At 58.4% G+C, this 14,292-nt stretch carries 15 protein-coding genes; 10 read left to right on the top strand and 5 right to left on the bottom strand.

Going from position 1 to position 14,292, the window contains the following annotated elements:
- Nucleotides 1-67: 67 nt before the first annotated feature.
- Nucleotides 68-1,288: a bifunctional acetylornithine/succinyldiaminopimelate transaminase gene (gene argD / locus B2Q93_RS07590; protein WP_286932413.1), complete on the top strand. Its 1,221-nt coding sequence runs from the start codon at nt 68-70 to the stop codon at nt 1,286-1,288.
- On the opposite strand, the gene B2Q93_RS07585 is transcribed toward argD, so the two are convergent.
- A complete protein-coding gene (locus tag B2Q93_RS07585; RefSeq protein ID WP_046886748.1) occupies nt 1,289-3,376 on the bottom strand; it encodes a YccS/YhfK family putative transporter in 2,088 nt (695 codons plus the stop codon). It lies immediately after the preceding gene.
- 57 nt (nt 3,377-3,433) lie between these two features.
- The gene (gene crp, locus B2Q93_RS07580; RefSeq protein ID WP_000242758.1) at nt 3,434-4,066 is read right to left on the bottom strand and encodes a cAMP-activated global transcriptional regulator CRP; all 633 of its coding nucleotides are present in this window, start codon (nt 4,064-4,066) and stop codon (nt 3,434-3,436) included.
- Between the two features lie 310 nt (nt 4,067-4,376).
- Between crp and B2Q93_RS07575 the strand changes: the two genes are divergently transcribed.
- Nucleotides 4,377-4,781: an OsmC family protein gene (locus B2Q93_RS07575; RefSeq protein WP_040078321.1), complete on the top strand. Its 405-nt coding sequence runs from the start codon at nt 4,377-4,379 to the stop codon at nt 4,779-4,781.
- 66 nt (nt 4,782-4,847) lie between these two features.
- Here the strand turns inward: B2Q93_RS07575 and B2Q93_RS07570 are convergent, their stop codons facing one another.
- From B2Q93_RS07570 to B2Q93_RS07560, 3 genes are read right to left on the bottom strand one after another with little or no spacing between them, the layout of a single operon-like run.
- Complete coding sequence (locus tag B2Q93_RS07570; protein WP_040078322.1) at nt 4,848-5,717, bottom strand: phosphoribulokinase; 870 nt, start codon at nt 5,715-5,717, stop codon at nt 4,848-4,850.
- A 30-nt stretch (nt 5,718-5,747) separates the two neighbouring features.
- Nucleotides 5,748-5,966, bottom strand: coding sequence for a YheU family protein (locus tag B2Q93_RS07565; RefSeq protein ID WP_040078324.1), 219 nt, complete (start codon nt 5,964-5,966; stop codon nt 5,748-5,750).
- A complete protein-coding gene (locus B2Q93_RS07560) occupies nt 5,963-6,985 on the bottom strand; it encodes a hydrolase (protein WP_040078325.1) in 1,023 nt (340 codons plus the stop codon). Before B2Q93_RS07560 ends, B2Q93_RS07565 begins: the two co-directional genes overlap by 4 nt.
- 228 nt (nt 6,986-7,213) lie before the next feature.
- Between B2Q93_RS07560 and mdcA the strand changes: the two genes are divergently transcribed.
- From mdcA to mdcH, 8 genes are all read left to right on the top strand, one after another.
- Nucleotides 7,214-8,869, top strand: coding sequence for a malonate decarboxylase subunit alpha (mdcA, locus tag B2Q93_RS07555; RefSeq protein WP_286932405.1), 1,656 nt, complete (start codon nt 7,214-7,216; stop codon nt 8,867-8,869).
- Nucleotides 8,869-9,726, top strand: coding sequence for a triphosphoribosyl-dephospho-CoA synthase (locus B2Q93_RS07550; RefSeq protein ID WP_286932404.1), 858 nt, complete (start codon nt 8,869-8,871; stop codon nt 9,724-9,726). The genes mdcA and B2Q93_RS07550 overlap by 1 nt, the downstream gene beginning before the upstream one ends.
- Before the next feature lie 9 nt (nt 9,727-9,735).
- Entirely contained in the window at nt 9,736-10,035 is a 300-nt protein-coding gene (gene mdcC / locus B2Q93_RS07545; protein WP_006177845.1) for a malonate decarboxylase acyl carrier protein, read from the top strand.
- A complete protein-coding gene (locus tag B2Q93_RS07540; protein ID WP_286932402.1) occupies nt 10,028-10,861 on the top strand; it encodes a biotin-independent malonate decarboxylase subunit beta in 834 nt (277 codons plus the stop codon). Before mdcC ends, B2Q93_RS07540 begins: the two co-directional genes overlap by 8 nt.
- Nucleotides 10,861-11,661 carry a biotin-independent malonate decarboxylase subunit gamma gene (gene mdcE / locus B2Q93_RS07535; RefSeq protein ID WP_040078329.1) on the top strand — a complete coding sequence of 267 codons (801 nt, stop codon included), beginning with the start codon at nt 10,861-10,863 and terminating at the stop codon, nt 11,659-11,661. The genes B2Q93_RS07540 and mdcE overlap by 1 nt, the downstream gene beginning before the upstream one ends.
- A gap of 123 nt (nt 11,662-11,784) precedes the next feature.
- Complete coding sequence (locus tag B2Q93_RS07530) at nt 11,785-12,744, top strand: AEC family transporter (RefSeq protein WP_046886741.1); 960 nt, start codon at nt 11,785-11,787, stop codon at nt 12,742-12,744.
- 2 nt (nt 12,745-12,746) lie between these two features.
- Entirely contained in the window at nt 12,747-13,364 is a 618-nt protein-coding gene (locus B2Q93_RS07525; protein ID WP_212478426.1) for a malonate decarboxylase holo-ACP synthase, read from the top strand.
- Nucleotides 13,364-14,260, top strand: coding sequence for a malonate decarboxylase subunit epsilon (mdcH, locus tag B2Q93_RS07520; protein ID WP_233802540.1), 897 nt, complete (start codon nt 13,364-13,366; stop codon nt 14,258-14,260). The genes B2Q93_RS07525 and mdcH overlap by 1 nt, the downstream gene beginning before the upstream one ends.
- Nucleotides 14,261-14,292 lie beyond the last annotated feature (32 nt).

Here is a 14,292-nt window from a genome sequence, read left to right as displayed (position 1 = left end):
ATTTTTTAAGCATATTTCGTGATTATATTTTCACTTCCTGTTTTTGCTTAAAAAAGGGTGGGGTTACATGGCAACTGAAAAATCTGCAATTACACGCGCGACATTCGACGACGTCATTCTGCCAGTTTATGCACCGGCTGAATTTATCCCGGTTAAGGGAAAAGGGAGCCGCGTCTGGGATCAGGAGGGGAAAGAGTACGTTGATTTCGCCGGCGGGATTGCGGTTACCGCGTTAGGCCACTGCCACCCGGCGCTGGTAGAGGCGCTGAAAACCCAGGGCGAGACCCTGTGGCACACCAGCAACGTCTTCACCAATGAACCCGCCCTGCGCCTGGGACGTAAGATCATTGATGCGACTTTTGCCGAACGTGTGTTGTTTATGAACTCGGGGACCGAAGCCAACGAAACTGCCTTTAAACTGGCCCGTTACTATGCCTCTACCCGCCATAGCCCCTACAAAACCAAAATCATCGCTTTTCATAATGCCTTTCACGGGCGGTCGTTATTCACGGTTTCCGTTGGCGGCCAGCCGAAGTATTCCGATGGATTTGGCCCGAAACCGGCTGACATCATCCATGTTCCCTTCAATGATCTGCATGCGGTGAAGGCGGTGATGGACGATCATACCTGCGCCGTAGTGGTGGAGCCGATTCAGGGCGAAGGCGGCGTGACGGCGGCGACGCCGGCGTTTCTGCAGGGGCTGCGCGATCTGTGCGACCAGCATCAGGCGCTGCTGGTCTTTGACGAAGTACAGAGTGGCATGGGCCGAACCGGCGAGCTTTTTGCCTATCAACATTACGGCGTGACGCCAGATATTCTCACCAGCGCTAAAGCGCTGGGCGGCGGCTTCCCGATCAGCGCGGTGCTCACCACGCAGGATATCGCCTCCGCATTCCACGTGGGGTCTCACGGCTCTACTTACGGCGGTAATCCGCTTGCCTGCGCTATTGCGGGCGCGGCCTTTGATATTATTAATACGCCCGAAGTGCTTAGCGGCGTGAACGCGAAGCGTGAACGCTTTGTAAAACAGCTGCAGCAGATCGACGAGCAGTATGACGTTTTCAGCGAAATCCGTGGGATGGGGCTGCTGGTCGGTGCTGAGCTTAAGCCGCAGTTTAAAGGGCGGGCACGTGATTTCCTGCACGCTGCGGCACAGGAAGGGGTGATGGTCCTCAATGCGGGCCCGGACGTGATGCGCTTTGCCCCTTCGCTGGTGGTGGAAGATAACGATATTGACGAGGGATTGAGCCGTTTTGCCGCCGCGGTGAAGAGCGTGGTCCAGGCCTGATCAGTACGGCGTCCGCTTCAAGATACGGGTTAACCAGACACCGTGATGCGGACGTTGACGCCATGCCACCGACGAAATGGTGTGCATGGTACTCAAATGCCCCAATATGCGTTGTAGATGCTGCTCCAGGGTGCTCATCGGCCCGTGGGTCAGCGTCTCCGGCGCTTCCAGAATATTGGCGTCGCCACTCTCTCCCGGCGCGTCATAATCCAGCCGCTGCTGACAACGCTGCAGCGCAATTTCACAAGACTGCAGATAGCGCTCGGCCAGATCCGGCGTCAGCATGGTGTGTTCCCGCGCCAGCGTCGTCATGGCATTGATATGTTCTACGATGAACTGGCTGTGCGTGACCCACAGCTTCATGTCGGCCAGGTAGTGTGAATTGAACCCCGGCTCCTGCATCGCCTGATTCAGCGAGTTGAACAGGGCGTTGTGCGCCTGGTTCACCTTCATGCGCTGCCAGGCAAGCGGTGTTGGCTGAGGATCACTGCTCAGGATGAGGCGAATAGCCTCCTGGTCGGCTTCCAGCGCATCGTGGGCGTTCTGTCGTAGCAACCCGCTTTGCCACTGCGGCCACAGCCACACCATGCCGCCAAAAGCGATTAAACAGCCTATCAGCGTGTCTGCGAGACGGGCGATGATAAACTGATCGCCGTTCAGCGTGAGGAGCTGCAGCGTGTATACCGCGGTCACCGTAAAGCCGACCGTCGCCCAGCCGTAATTTTTACGGATGATCAGGTAGCTCACCAGCGTAATCAGCAGCATGCTCAGTAACGTAAAGCCCTCCGGCACGTGGAAGTGCAGCGTGGCACCCGCGATAATCAGCCCTGCCAGGGTACCGCCTGCCCGGTGGAATATGCGTACCCGCGTCGCCCCGTAGCCGTTTTGCGTAACCAGCAGGACGGTCATAAGGATCCAGTAGGGCTTCGGTAAATGGAGGGCCATCCCCATCAGGCTGGCGATGCTGAGCATGACGCTGATGCGTGCGGCATTGCGCAGCGCGGAAGACTTGAGCGACAGATAACTTTTCAGCGCCGGGAAGAGCGGCAGACGTTTTTGCTTATCGGCCATCAGGTCGCGCGAGTAGAGCGGACGCTGGGTACGTAGCACGCGGGCGATGCGGCTAAAGTGCCAGGCACAGAACTGCCCAACCGGGTTTTCCGGGTGCTGCCGGGCGATTTTCTCCAGCGCCCCCAACTGCTTGTCCATGCTGAAGCGGGTGGGGTAGCGGTGATAGAGGATATTATCCGAGAGCACACGCAGGCGTGCAGCGACGGTCTGGGCATTCCATCTGATCACGGCTTCGGCGTGGCTGCGTTCCACCAGCTTTTGCACCTCTTCCGGGTGATGCAGGCTGACGGAGATATGCTCCTGCAAGTCGAGCCCGACCTGGAAGGTTCGCAACAGACGTTTGTATTCGTGATTTCTGTTAGCTGCCAGCATGTGTAACTGCTGATAACACTGGCTGATAAGATCCACCACCTTCTGCTGGCGGGCCAGCAGCGGCGGCAGGGATTTTTCCGGGTCGGTATGCTGGGTGAGCAGGGTATATTTCGCTTCGCAGTAGTCGGCAAGCTGGCGGTACAACAAGCTCAGCGATTCCCGCAGCGGCTGTTCGCGCCACATCCAGAACCAGAACCAGTTAAACAGCCCATACCAGAGCGTGCCCAGCGTATAGATCAGCAACGGCTCCCACACCGGCATATTGCCCGCCAGGCTCAGGGTAAAGATGGCGGCAATCAGCGAGGCGGGTAGCAGCCTGGCATGCAAAGAGCTGATCTCTGCCGTCACCCCTAACGTCATTGCCAGCAGGGTGAGGATCAGGGGCAGGGGGATGTCGCGGGCCAGCAGTAACTGGACGGCGAGGCTACAGCCGGCAAAGAGCGAGCCGCCAACGATCAGACGTTTGAAAAAGCGTTTATGGGGGGTATCCAGCCCTGCGATGTTGCAGCAGGCAGGCACGAGAGAGAAGAGCAGACCCTGTTGCAGGTGGCCGAGAATCAGACCGACGGCCACAGGAAGACACAGCACCAGCGTTTGTCGGAGTGCGTAGTTAACTTCCGGGTGATAAATCAGCCTGCGCCACATAGATGCCAGAGACAAAAACGGCGTGACATCTTGCGATGGCACGCCGTTCTTTCGGAATTAACGCGTCCCGTAAACCACGATCGTTTTGCCGTGGGCGGAGATCAGGTTCTGATCTTCCAGCATTTTCAGAATACGGCCAACGGTTTCGCGGGAACAACCCACAATCTGACCAATCTCCTGACGGGTGATTTTGATCTGCATACCATCCGGGTGGGTCATCGCGTCAGGTTGTTTTGCCAGATTCAGCAGCGTCTGAGCGATACGGCCGGTCACGTCCAGGAAGGCGAGGTTACCCACTTTCTCAGAAGTCACCTGCAGGCGGCGTGCCATCTGCGAGGAGAGGCGCATCAGAATGTCCGGGTTCACCTGGATCAGCTGGCGGAACTTCTTGTAGGAGATCTCAGCCACTTCACACGCGGTTTTTGCCCGTACCCAGGCGCTACGTTCCTGACCTTCTTCAAACAGGCCCAGTTCGCCAATAAAGTCGCCCTGGTTCAGATAAGAAAGGATCATCTCTTTCCCTTCTTCATCTTTGATCAACACGGCCACGGAGCCTTTAACGATGTAATACAACGTTTCCGCTTTTTCACCCTGGTGAATCAGCGTGCTCTTCGATGGGTACTTATGAATGTGGCAATGAGACAAGAACCATTCGAGAGTCGGGTCTGTTTGCGGTTTGCCAAGCACCATGCGCTGTTATCCTCTGTTATAAGCTGTCTCCAGAGCCGGGATGGACGCCTTCACTCTGGGGTTGCAATCGAATTCTTCCCCATTCCTGGGAATCGGGCTGTCACAATATTCAGCAGCCTGTAATGTGTGATGTCCTCTGCATACATGCGTAATGTCAATGTATTACTGTAGCATCCAGACTGTTTTAGCATAGCTTTAGCCGCCTGTCTCCTGGTGTCTCGCTTCAGCTTGATACAGGTCGCCTTCCGTTGCCAGAATTGTTACTGGCGCGTAATCTGTCAGGAAAATTGCAACTTCGGAGTTAACTACAATGCAAGCGCGTGTGAAATGGGTTGAGGGCTTAACGTTCCTGGGCGAGTCGGCTTCCGGGCACCAGATTTTGATGGACGGCAACTCCGGAGATAAGGCGCCAAGCCCGATGGAGATGGTGCTGATGGCCGCCGGCGGTTGCAGCGCAATTGATGTGGTTTCGATCCTGCAAAAAGGTCGCCATGAGGTGACAAACTGCGAAGTGAAACTGACCTCGGAGCGCCGTGAAGAGGCGCCACGTCTGTTCACGCATATCAACCTGCACTTCATTGTCACGGGTAAAGAACTGAAAGACGCGGCGGTCTCCCGCGCCGTAGATCTGTCAGCAGAGAAGTATTGCTCCGTGGCGTTGATGCTGGAGAAAGCGGTGAATATTACGCATTCGTATGAGGTGATCGAAGCGTAATTTATGGGGCATCGTGCGTGTTGATGCCCTCACCCTAACCCTCTCCCACAGGGAGAGGGAACAGGCTTATGCGATCTTCTTCCCTTCCATCAATCTTTGCACCAGCGGCGTCATAATCAGCTCCATCGCCAGCCCCATCTTCCCGCCCGGCACGACCAGCGTATTCATGTGCGAAATAAATGAGCCCTGCAGCATCGCCAGCAGCCAGGGATAGTCGATATCCTCCAGGTTGCGGAAATGGATCACCACAAAGCTCTCATCCAGAGAGGGGATGGCTTTAGCCGCAAAGGGGTTAGAGGTATCCACCGTAGGGACGCGCTGGAAGTTGATGTGGGTGCGCGAGAACTGCGGCGTCAGGAAATTGATATAGTCTTCCATCGAGCGCACCACGGAGTCCATCACCGCCTCACGCGAATGTCCACGCTCGCTGGTATCACGGGTCAGTTTCTGAATCCATTCGAGGTTAACGATAGGCACCACGCCCACCAGCAGGTCAACATGGCGCGCTACGTCATGCTGTGGCGTGACCACGCCGCCGTGCAGCCCTTCGTAAAACAGCACATCCGTCGGCTCCGGCAGCGGCTGCCAGGGGGTGAAGGTGCCCGGCACCTGATTCCAGGGCACCGCTTCGTCATAGGTGTGCAGGTATTTGCGTGACTGTCCTTTACCGCTCAGGCCATACTCGAGAAAGGTTTGCTCCAGCAGGCCGAAATCGTTCGCTTCCGGGCCGAAATAACTAATGTGCTTACCCAGATCGCGCGCTTTACGAATGGCCATGTCCATCTCAGGACGGGTGTAGCGGTGAAAGCTGTCACCCTCGACCTCTGCGGCGCTTAAATGAAGCTGAGAGAAGATTTTACGAAAGGCGAGGCTGGTAGTGGTGGTGCCTGCACCACTCGATCCTGTGACGGCAATAACCGGATGTCTGGCGGACATAGCAACTCCCTGAGTAGAAAGATGAAGCGATTAACCGCGAAATTGATTGCGGGGCATGACGTTAACGGTTTCATGTAGCTCGGACCACACGATCAGTACCTCGCCGTTTTGCAGCTGACGCTTAACATCGGCCACTTTCTGTTCGAGCGTGCGTTCTTGTTCACCATAATCTGTGCCTTCACGTAACACAAAGCTTTCAATCAGATTATCCAGCGTTTCGGGAGCCAGATCTTGCCAGGGAATGATCATAGTTTCGGTTCCAGGTATGTTGTCAGCCAGTCCGGAATACGGGTTTCCAGCCACATCTGTGGACGACGCAACGTGCCGCCAACAAAGCCGACGTGGCCGCCGTGCTCGGTCAGTTGATAATGGACGTTAGCGGGCAAAAATTCCTGCGCAGGGATGGAGTGATGATCCATAAAGGGATCGTCTTTAGCATGAATAATCAGCGTTGGCTTGGTGATCTTACTCAGTACGGGCATGGCGCTGCACTGGCGGTAATAGTCGATCGCATCGGCAAATCCGTGGATTTTCGCGGTGATCAGATCGTCGAACTCGCGAATACGGCGCACTTTCTTCAGCTGGCGCAGGCTCACCGGCAGCGTGTCGGGATAAGCCTTCAGCTTTCGCGCTGCATTGGCTTTCAGCAGGTTCAGCAGATAGCGCTGATAGACGCGCGAAAAGCCTTTTTCCATATGGTAACTGCACTGCTCCAGCATAAACGGCGCCGAGACGATGGCGGCGGCATCCAGCGGAACGCTTTCACCCTCTTTCGCCAGCAGGCAGGCGAGCATGTTTCCCCCGAGTGAATACCCCACCGCAGCGGTAGGGGCCGGGCCGAGCGTTTCGGCCAGCCAGCGCAGGAACCAGGTACCGTCTTCCGTTTCCCCGGAGTGATAGATGCGTTTTTGCCGATTTGGCTCGCCGCTGCATCCGCGAAAGTGCATCACCACGCCAAGCCAGCCGCGCGCTTTCGCCGCCTCAATCAGACCGTGAGCATAAGGGCTGTGCAGGCTCCCCTCCAGGCCGTGGAACACCACCAGCCGGGGTTTATGTCGCGCACTGAGCGGCTCTTCACTCCAGGCTAAATCGACAAAATCATCATCGGGCAGGTCGAGACGCTGCCAATGCGGCGTAAAGCGCACTTTGCGGCGAATAAGGCGCGGCAGCATGGTTTGCAGATGGCGATTCGCCACGCCGCGCATGGGCACAAATTCTGCGCTCTCTTCGGTCGCAATGTCGAAGTCTGATGGAATAATTTGAGTCATAAGGATGATGATGATTCTTGTCTGAAATTTACTATACCTTCCGAATTGTACCCCGTTTAGCCCGTATTTCCGAAACATGAACTGATCCCGATCACATTTCCTAACGTTGATTATTACTCTCAGGCTAATGATTGCGCTCTACGCTTAATTGATGCCTTTCTCACCAGCGCGCACACTTTACTCAACGTTAAGCAAATCAGAATGATGTGCTGAATCAGGAGGTTAATAATGTTATCTGGGCAAACACCTACCCGGCAATGGAACACCAGACGCACGGAAAAAGCGCGTCGTCTGGCATCCGTACCGGTTCAGGGCAAGGTACTGCCGACTGGCGATTTTGTCGCCATGCTGGAAAAACTGATCGCACCAGGCGACAAAGTCGTTCTGGAAGGCAACAACCAGAAGCAGGCAGATTTTCTTTCCCGCTCACTCGCTGAAGTGAACCCGCAAATAGTGCATGACCTGCATATGATCATGCCAAGCGTCGGGCGCAGCGAGCATCTGGATATCTTCGAGAAAGGGATCGCCCGCAAGCTGGACTTCTCTTTCTCGGGTACCCAGAGCCTGCGTATTTCGCAGCTGCTGGAAGATGGCCAGCTCGAAATCGGCGCGATTCACACCTATATCGAACTCTATTCCCGCCTCTACGTCGACCTCTCGCCCAACGTGGCCCTGATTGCCGGTTTTAAAGCGGACCGTAAAGGTAACCTTTATACCGGGGCGAGCACCGAAGATACCCCGGCGCTGGTTGAAGCCGCCGCGTTCCACGACGGGATCGTCATCGCACAGGTTAACGAGCTGGTGGACGACGAATGCGATCTGCCGCGCGTGGATATTCCAGGCTCCTGGATCGACTACGTGGTAGTGGCCGACAAGCCATTCTTTATTGAACCGCTGTTTACCCGTGACCCGCGTCTGATCAAACAGGAACACATCCTGATGGCGATGATGGCGATTAAGGGCATCTACGCGGAACATCAGGTGCAGTCCCTCAACCACGGGATCGGCTTTAACACCGCAGCGATTGAGCTGCTGCTGCCGACCTACGGCGAACAGCTCGGCCTGAAGGGCAAAATCTGTAAGCACTGGACTCTGAACCCACATCCAACGCTGATCCCGGCGATTGAGAGCGGCTGGGTGGAGAGCGTGCACTGCTTCGGCGGCGAGCTGGGGATGGAAGAGTACATCCGCGCCCGTCCGGATATCTTCTTTACCGGTGCCGACGGCTCCATGCGTTCCAACCGCGCCTTCTGCCAGCTGGCAGGCCAGTATGCGGTAGATATGTTTATCGGCTCCACCCTCCAGGTGGACGGCTACGCTAACTCCTCAACCGTGACCCGCGGGCGTCTCTCCGGCTTCGGCGGCGCGCCAAACATGGGGCACGATCCGCACGGTCGTCGCCACGCCACACCGGCCTGGCTGAACATGATCACCGAGCCTGACCCACTGCAGCGCGGTAAAAAACTGGTCGTACAGATGGTGGAAACCTTCCAGGCAGGCGTGAAGCCGACCTTCGTGGAGAAACTGGATGCCGTCGACGTGGCGAAAGCCTCCGGGATGCCGCTGGCGCCAGTGATGATTTACGGCGATGACGTGACCCACGTTCTGACCGAAGAGGGGATTGCTTACCTCTATCGCGCCAAAGATCTGGAAGAGCGTCGGGCGATGGTTGCCGCCGTGGCGGGGATCACCGATATCGGTCTGGGCGTAGACGCCAAACGCGTCGCAGAACTTCGTCAGAGCGGAAAAGTGGTTTACCCGGAAGATATGGGCATTCGCCGCACCGATGCCACCCGCTCACTGCTGGCGGCGGGCAGCGTGTCTGACCTCGTTGAGTGGTCCGGCGGTCTGTATAAACCACCTGCGAAATTCCGGAGCTGGTAATGAAACTTCTGCCCCAGATTCAGGTTGAAGGCGGTGCCGAATGGCTGGCGCGAACCGCCACGCAGTGTCTGATTGACGAAGCACGATTAAGCCCGAAACCCGGTCTGGTGGACAGTCGGGGGAACGGCGCGCACCACGATCTTACGCTGGCGCTAATGGAGCGCTCCGCGCACAGCCTGACCCCTACGTTTCAGGCGCTGGCGCAGCAAAGCTGGCAGCGTCCGGCTGACATCGCGCTCAGGCAAACCGTCGGGCGGCTTGGCCGCGAAGGCGAGCAGCAGATGATGAAGGCAACCGGCGGGGTCAATACCCACCGGGGTGCGATTTGGGCGCTGGGATTACTGGTCAGCGCGGTGGCGATGCAGGGCGGCGACGCCTCTGCGCAAACCGTCGCAGACACCGCCGCCCGGCTGGCAAAACTGCCGGATGACGCCGCACCGAAAGTGTTCAGCAAAGGGCTACGCGCCACGCATCGCTATCGCGTGCCGGGTGCGCGTGAAGAGGCGCAGCAGGCGTTTCCGCACATCATGCAGCGTGCGCTGCCGCAGCTTCGTCTGAGCCGATTTAACGGCAGCAGCGAAGCGCAGGCGAGGCTCGACGCGCTGATGGCCATCATGACGTCGCTTACCGATACCTGCGTGCTGTCGCGCGCCGGAATGGAGGGGCTGGACGCCATGCAGGACGGCGCCCGCGCCGTGCTGAACGCCGGAGGATGTGCCACGCCCGCAGGCCAACTGGCGCTGGCAACGTTAGATCGTCAGATGCTGGCACTCAACGCCTCACCGGGCGGCGCTGCCGACCTGCTTGCCGCCACGCTGTTTCTCGACCGCGTCGAAACGCCTTATTCAAAGCATTAAGAGGATGTTATGGAAAAAATCACATTAACCATGCCCGCCAGCCGCGCGTTAAGCGGTAAGGCGCTGGCAGGGGTTGTCGGTTCCGGGGATATGGAGGTGCTGTTCGCCGCCGAACCGGGCCAGACGTTAACCATTGATATCACCACTTCCGTCGACAACAGCCGCGGTCGCTGGGAAGCCCTGTTTACCCGCCTGCAAACCGTCAGCAGCCTGCCCGCAGGCAAACTGACCATCCACGACTTCGGCGCGACGCCGGGCGTGGCGCGCATTCGTATCGAACAGGTTTTTGAGGGGGTGAGCCATGCGTGATGACAGCAGCTTTATCGAACTAAAAGCACGCCAGCGTGCGCAGGCGCTGCTGGATGACGGCAGCTACCGCGAACTGCTGGATCCGTTTGAAGGCATTATTTCTCCGTGGCTGGGGCCACAGGGGATTGTGCCGCAGGCCGACGACGGCATGGTGGTAGCGAAAGGGACCATCAACGGTCAGCCTGCCGTGGTAGTTGCCATCGAAGGCGCGTTCCAGGGCGGCAGTATGGGCGAAGTGTCCGGTGCCAAAATGGCGGCGGCGCTGGAGCTGGCGGCGGAAGATAACCGCAACGGCATCCCGACTCAGGCGATGCTGTGCCTCGAAACCGGCGGCGTACGCTTGCAGGAAGCCAACCTGGGCCTGGCGGCGATTGCCGATATCCACGCCGCGATTGTCGATCTGCGTCGCTACACGCCGGTGATCGGCATTGTGGCCGGGACCGTGGGCTGCTTCGGTGGTATGTCCATCGCCGCAGCGCTGTGCAGCTACCTGATTGTGACCCGCGAAGCGCGTCTTGGCCTGAACGGCCCGCAGGTTATCGAACAGGAAGCGGGAATTGAAGAGTACGACTCTCGCGACCGTCCGTTTATCTGGAGCATGACCGGCGGTGAAGTGCGCTATGAAAGCGGCCTGGTGGATGCGCTGGTAGGTGACGGCGTGAACGCGGTGAAAGCGGCAATGAACGACGCGATGGCGAAAGGCGTGCCGGCGAAACACCGTACCGATAACTACGACGATTACCTGAACCGTCTGACCAATTTCGACACCCGCAAACAGGCCGATGCCGAACAGATCAAAGCGCTTTTTGCCCGGGAGGTGAAATGATGAGTAATTCAATGAGCCGTGGCGAACTCTGGCTGGAAACCCTCGCCCCGAACGCCAAACGTCTGGAAGGGCTCTGCCCGTCCGTGCAGGCCGCAGACGGTGAGCTTAACGGTGAAACGGTACGTTTTGTCGCCGTCGTTCCGGATGCCAACAACCACTATCCGCGTGCCGCGCAGGGCGAAGTGGGCCTGCTTGAAGGCTGGACGCTGGCAAAAGTGGTCAGCGAAACCGTTGCCGCTGATGCCGATAAAGCCGTTAAACGCCCGATTGTGGCGGTGATTGACGTCCCAAGTCAGGCCTATGGTCGTCGTGAAGAGGCGTTTGGTATTCACCAGGCGCTGGCTGGTGCCGCTGCGGCCTACGCTAACGCGCGCCTGGCCGGTCATCCGGTGATTGGCCTGATTGTCGGCAAAGCGATGTCCGGCGCGTTTCTGGCGCACGGCTACCAGGCTAACCGCCTGATCGCCTTTAACGACAAAGGGGTGCTGATCCACGCAATGGGTAAAGAGTCAGCGGCGCGTATCACCCTGCGTACCGTGGAGGCGCTGGAAAAACTGGCGGCCACCATTCCGCCGATGGCGTATGACATCAGCAACTACGCCACGCTGGGGCTGCTTTCCAGCCTGCTGGATATCAACAACCCGGATGCCCCAACCGATAACGATCTGGCGCAGGTGAAAACCACACTGCAACAGGCCATCAACGACGCGCGTCAGGACGCCACCCTGAAAAACCGCTTAGGCGCTGACAATCGCCGCAGCTCGGCACTCGTTCGCGAACGCATGCGAGCCAGCTGGTAAGTAAAAAGAGACCTGCCAGATGCACGTCCCCGTGGGCGCACCCGTTGCGCCCACACGGGAGGCTGCATCCTGAAAATAATAAACATCGCGCCAGTGCTTAAACTTTTTTACTACAGGTGATTTATGACTTACGTAATTGTTCATGCTCTTGCACCGATTTTCGTCATCATGCTGCTGGGATTCTGGGCCGGTAAGGCAAAGATGGTCGATAACAAAAATGTTTCCCTGCTTAATATTTTCGTCATGGATTTTGCACTGCCTGCCGCGCTGTTCAGCGCCACCGTGCAAACGCCATGGACCGGCATCGTGGCCCAGTCGCCGCTGATTCTGGTGCTGACTCTGGCGATGTGGATAACCTATGCGGCCATCTATTTCCTCGCCACCAACGTCTTTAAAAAATCTCCGCAGGATGCGGCCGTGCTGACGCTGACCGTCGCCCTGCCGAACTACGCGGCGCTCGGCCTGCCAATCCTGGGCAGCGTGCTCGGTGAAAGTTCTTCTACCTCGCTCTCCGTGGCGGTCTCCATCGCCTGTGGCTCCGTACTGATGACGCCGTTCTGCCTGCTGATCCTTGAGCGTGAAAAAGCGCGCGCCGAAGGGAATAACTCCGGCTCAACCCTCTCCATGCTGCCGGTACTGATGTGGCGCTCGATTAAAAAACCGATCGTTATGGGCCCGCTGCTGGGGGTGATCCTCTCCGCTATCGGCATCAAAATGCCGGAACTGGTTCTCGCGGCGATCAAACCGCTGGGGCTGTCTGCCACCGCAGCTGCGCTGTTCCTGACCGGGGTGATCCTCTCTGCCCGTAAGCTGCAGATCAACACCATGGTGATCACCTCCACCATCGCCAAGCTGCTGATCCAGCCTGCGATTGCCTGGGGTATCGTTTTAATCTTCGGTCTGCACGGTTCTGTGGCGATCACCGCTATCCTGATGATTGCGCTGTCCGCGGGCTTCTTCGGCGTGGTGTTCGGTAACCGCTTTGGCGTGCAGTCACCGGATGCGGAAGCTGTGCTGCTGTTAAGCTCCGTACTGTGTATCCTGTCGCTGCCGCTGTTTATCTCGTTGACTTCAGGAATGTAATCATGACCACAACATTACGCCCCCACGACCTCATCTGGCTTACCGCGCGTGACGCGCTGGAAGGCATCACCGAATCCTGGGTGGAGGCGGCCTGGCATACCGGCCTGCCGGTCGTGGTGCGGCGTGATGTTGATAGCGAAGGCCGTATTCCCGTTGGCGTGCGCGGATTGCGCCGCGACCAGCGGGCGGCCGGATGGGTGAAGCCAGAAAACGTGTTGCGTGTGGTGTCGCCCGAATCACTGAGCGTAACGGCCGATCTGCTGCGCTCGCCCTTTGTGACGCAGCCGCCGGTTCAGGTGGCGCTGCAACTTTCCCAGCAGCCGTGGCCGTGGTCGTGGGGCATTACCGGCAGCACCGGTTACGCGCTGGCAACCGGCATTCCGGTTATCCATGCCGACAGCGATCTCGACCTGCTGATCCGCGCTCCACAGCCTCTCTCCCCCGATGCGTTTGCTGCCTGGCAAGCCCAGCTTAGCCGCGCGCTGTGCCGGGCAGATACGCAGGTGGATACGCCCGAGGGCGGCTTTGCGCTGGCGGAGTGGCTGCGCGACGGCAAAACGCTGCTGAAAACTCGCCGCGGGCCGCGTCTGGTGACGGACCCGTGGCACAGGGAGGCGTGATGAAAATACTGTTTACTTTTCCGGGGCAGGGCACGCAGCATGAAGGCATGCTGCAAAACCTGCCGGGCACCGAGCTGGCACAGGCGCGCGAGGTGTTGGGGACGGAGGTTGATACGCTGGATAGCGCTGCTTCGTTATCCCATACCCGCGCGGTGCAGCTTTCGCTGCTGATAGCCGGTGTCGCCTGGGCGCGCGAGCTTGAGCGACGCGGCGTAACGCCGGATATCGTCAGCGGGCTCTCCATTGGCGCATACCCGGCGGCGGTTATCGCGGGCGCGCTGGATTTCACCGACGCGCTCAGGCTGGTCGCGCTGCGTGGCGATTTAATGGAGCAGGCGTATCCGCACGGTTATGGCCTGACGGCGATTATGGGCTTGACCCTGCCACAGGTGGAACAGCTTATCGAAGGCACCGGGACCTATATTGCGAACCTGAACGCCGAAACGCAGATTGTGATCGCCGGAGGCGATGACGGGATGGCGCAGGTCGCCGAGCGCGCGCTGGCGAAAGGGGCCAGCAAGGCCAAACGACTGGCGGTCAGCGTACCATCGCACTGCGCGCTGCTGGCGGAACCGGCGCAGAAGCTGGTGGCGGCGTTTGAAAACGTGACGCTCTCTCGCCCACGCTTAGCCTATCTTAGCGGCAGCACCGGCCGCGTACTGTGGCAGCCGGAGAAGATCGCCGACGATCTGGCGATGAATATGGCCCGCACCGTGCGCTGGCAGGAGGCAGTCATTTCCGCCAACGAACGCGACGCGCGACTGGCTATTGAGATGCCGCCCGGCGGCATATTGACCTGCTTAACGCGCCAGGCGGCGTGGGAAGGGGAGTCTATATCGCTGGAACGCAGCGGGGTTGAGGTAGCGGTACATTTGGCGGGGCGGCTTAAGCGGTGAGTTTTCCCAACGGCTCTTTCGAAAAACGTAAG

The sequence above is a fragment of the Leclercia sp. UBA5958 genome (assembly GCF_002430365.1).
GTDB classification, from domain to species: domain Bacteria; phylum Pseudomonadota; class Gammaproteobacteria; order Enterobacterales; family Enterobacteriaceae; genus Enterobacter; species Enterobacter pneumoniae.
The sequence above is the reverse complement of the archived record's forward strand: the minus strand, read 5'-3'. Positions and strand labels throughout refer to the sequence as shown.

What these genes read in the sequence shown, in the direction of transcription:
- crp (WP_000242758.1), bottom strand. Translation starts at nt 4,066, where the DNA reads ATGGTGCTTGGCAAACCGCAAACAGACCCGACTCTCGAATGGTTCTTG.
- mdcA (WP_286932405.1), top strand. Translation starts at nt 7,214, where the DNA reads ATGTTATCTGGGCAAACACCTACCCGGCAATGGAACACCAGACGCACG.
- B2Q93_RS07530 (WP_046886741.1), top strand. Translation starts at nt 11,785, where the DNA reads ATGACTTACGTAATTGTTCATGCTCTTGCACCGATTTTCGTCATCATG.
- B2Q93_RS07560 (WP_040078325.1), bottom strand. Translation starts at nt 6,985, where the DNA reads ATGACTCAAATTATTCCATCAGACTTCGACATTGCGACCGAAGAGAGC.
- B2Q93_RS07525 (WP_212478426.1), top strand. Translation starts at nt 12,747, where the DNA reads ATGACCACAACATTACGCCCCCACGACCTCATCTGGCTTACCGCGCGT.
- B2Q93_RS07550 (WP_286932404.1), top strand. Translation starts at nt 8,869, where the DNA reads ATGAAACTTCTGCCCCAGATTCAGGTTGAAGGCGGTGCCGAATGGCTG.
- mdcC (WP_006177845.1), top strand. Translation starts at nt 9,736, where the DNA reads ATGGAAAAAATCACATTAACCATGCCCGCCAGCCGCGCGTTAAGCGGT.
- mdcE (WP_040078329.1), top strand. Translation starts at nt 10,861, where the DNA reads ATGAGTAATTCAATGAGCCGTGGCGAACTCTGGCTGGAAACCCTCGCC.
- B2Q93_RS07540 (WP_286932402.1), top strand. Translation starts at nt 10,028, where the DNA reads ATGCGTGATGACAGCAGCTTTATCGAACTAAAAGCACGCCAGCGTGCG.
- B2Q93_RS07585 (WP_046886748.1), bottom strand. Translation starts at nt 3,376, where the DNA reads ATGTGGCGCAGGCTGATTTATCACCCGGAAGTTAACTACGCACTCCGA.
- argD (WP_286932413.1), top strand. Translation starts at nt 68, where the DNA reads ATGGCAACTGAAAAATCTGCAATTACACGCGCGACATTCGACGACGTC.
- B2Q93_RS07570 (WP_040078322.1), bottom strand. Translation starts at nt 5,717, where the DNA reads ATGTCCGCCAGACATCCGGTTATTGCCGTCACAGGATCGAGTGGTGCA.
- mdcH (WP_233802540.1), top strand. Translation starts at nt 13,364, where the DNA reads ATGAAAATACTGTTTACTTTTCCGGGGCAGGGCACGCAGCATGAAGGC.
- B2Q93_RS07565 (WP_040078324.1), bottom strand. Translation starts at nt 5,966, where the DNA reads ATGATCATTCCCTGGCAAGATCTGGCTCCCGAAACGCTGGATAATCTG.
- B2Q93_RS07575 (WP_040078321.1), top strand. Translation starts at nt 4,377, where the DNA reads ATGCAAGCGCGTGTGAAATGGGTTGAGGGCTTAACGTTCCTGGGCGAG.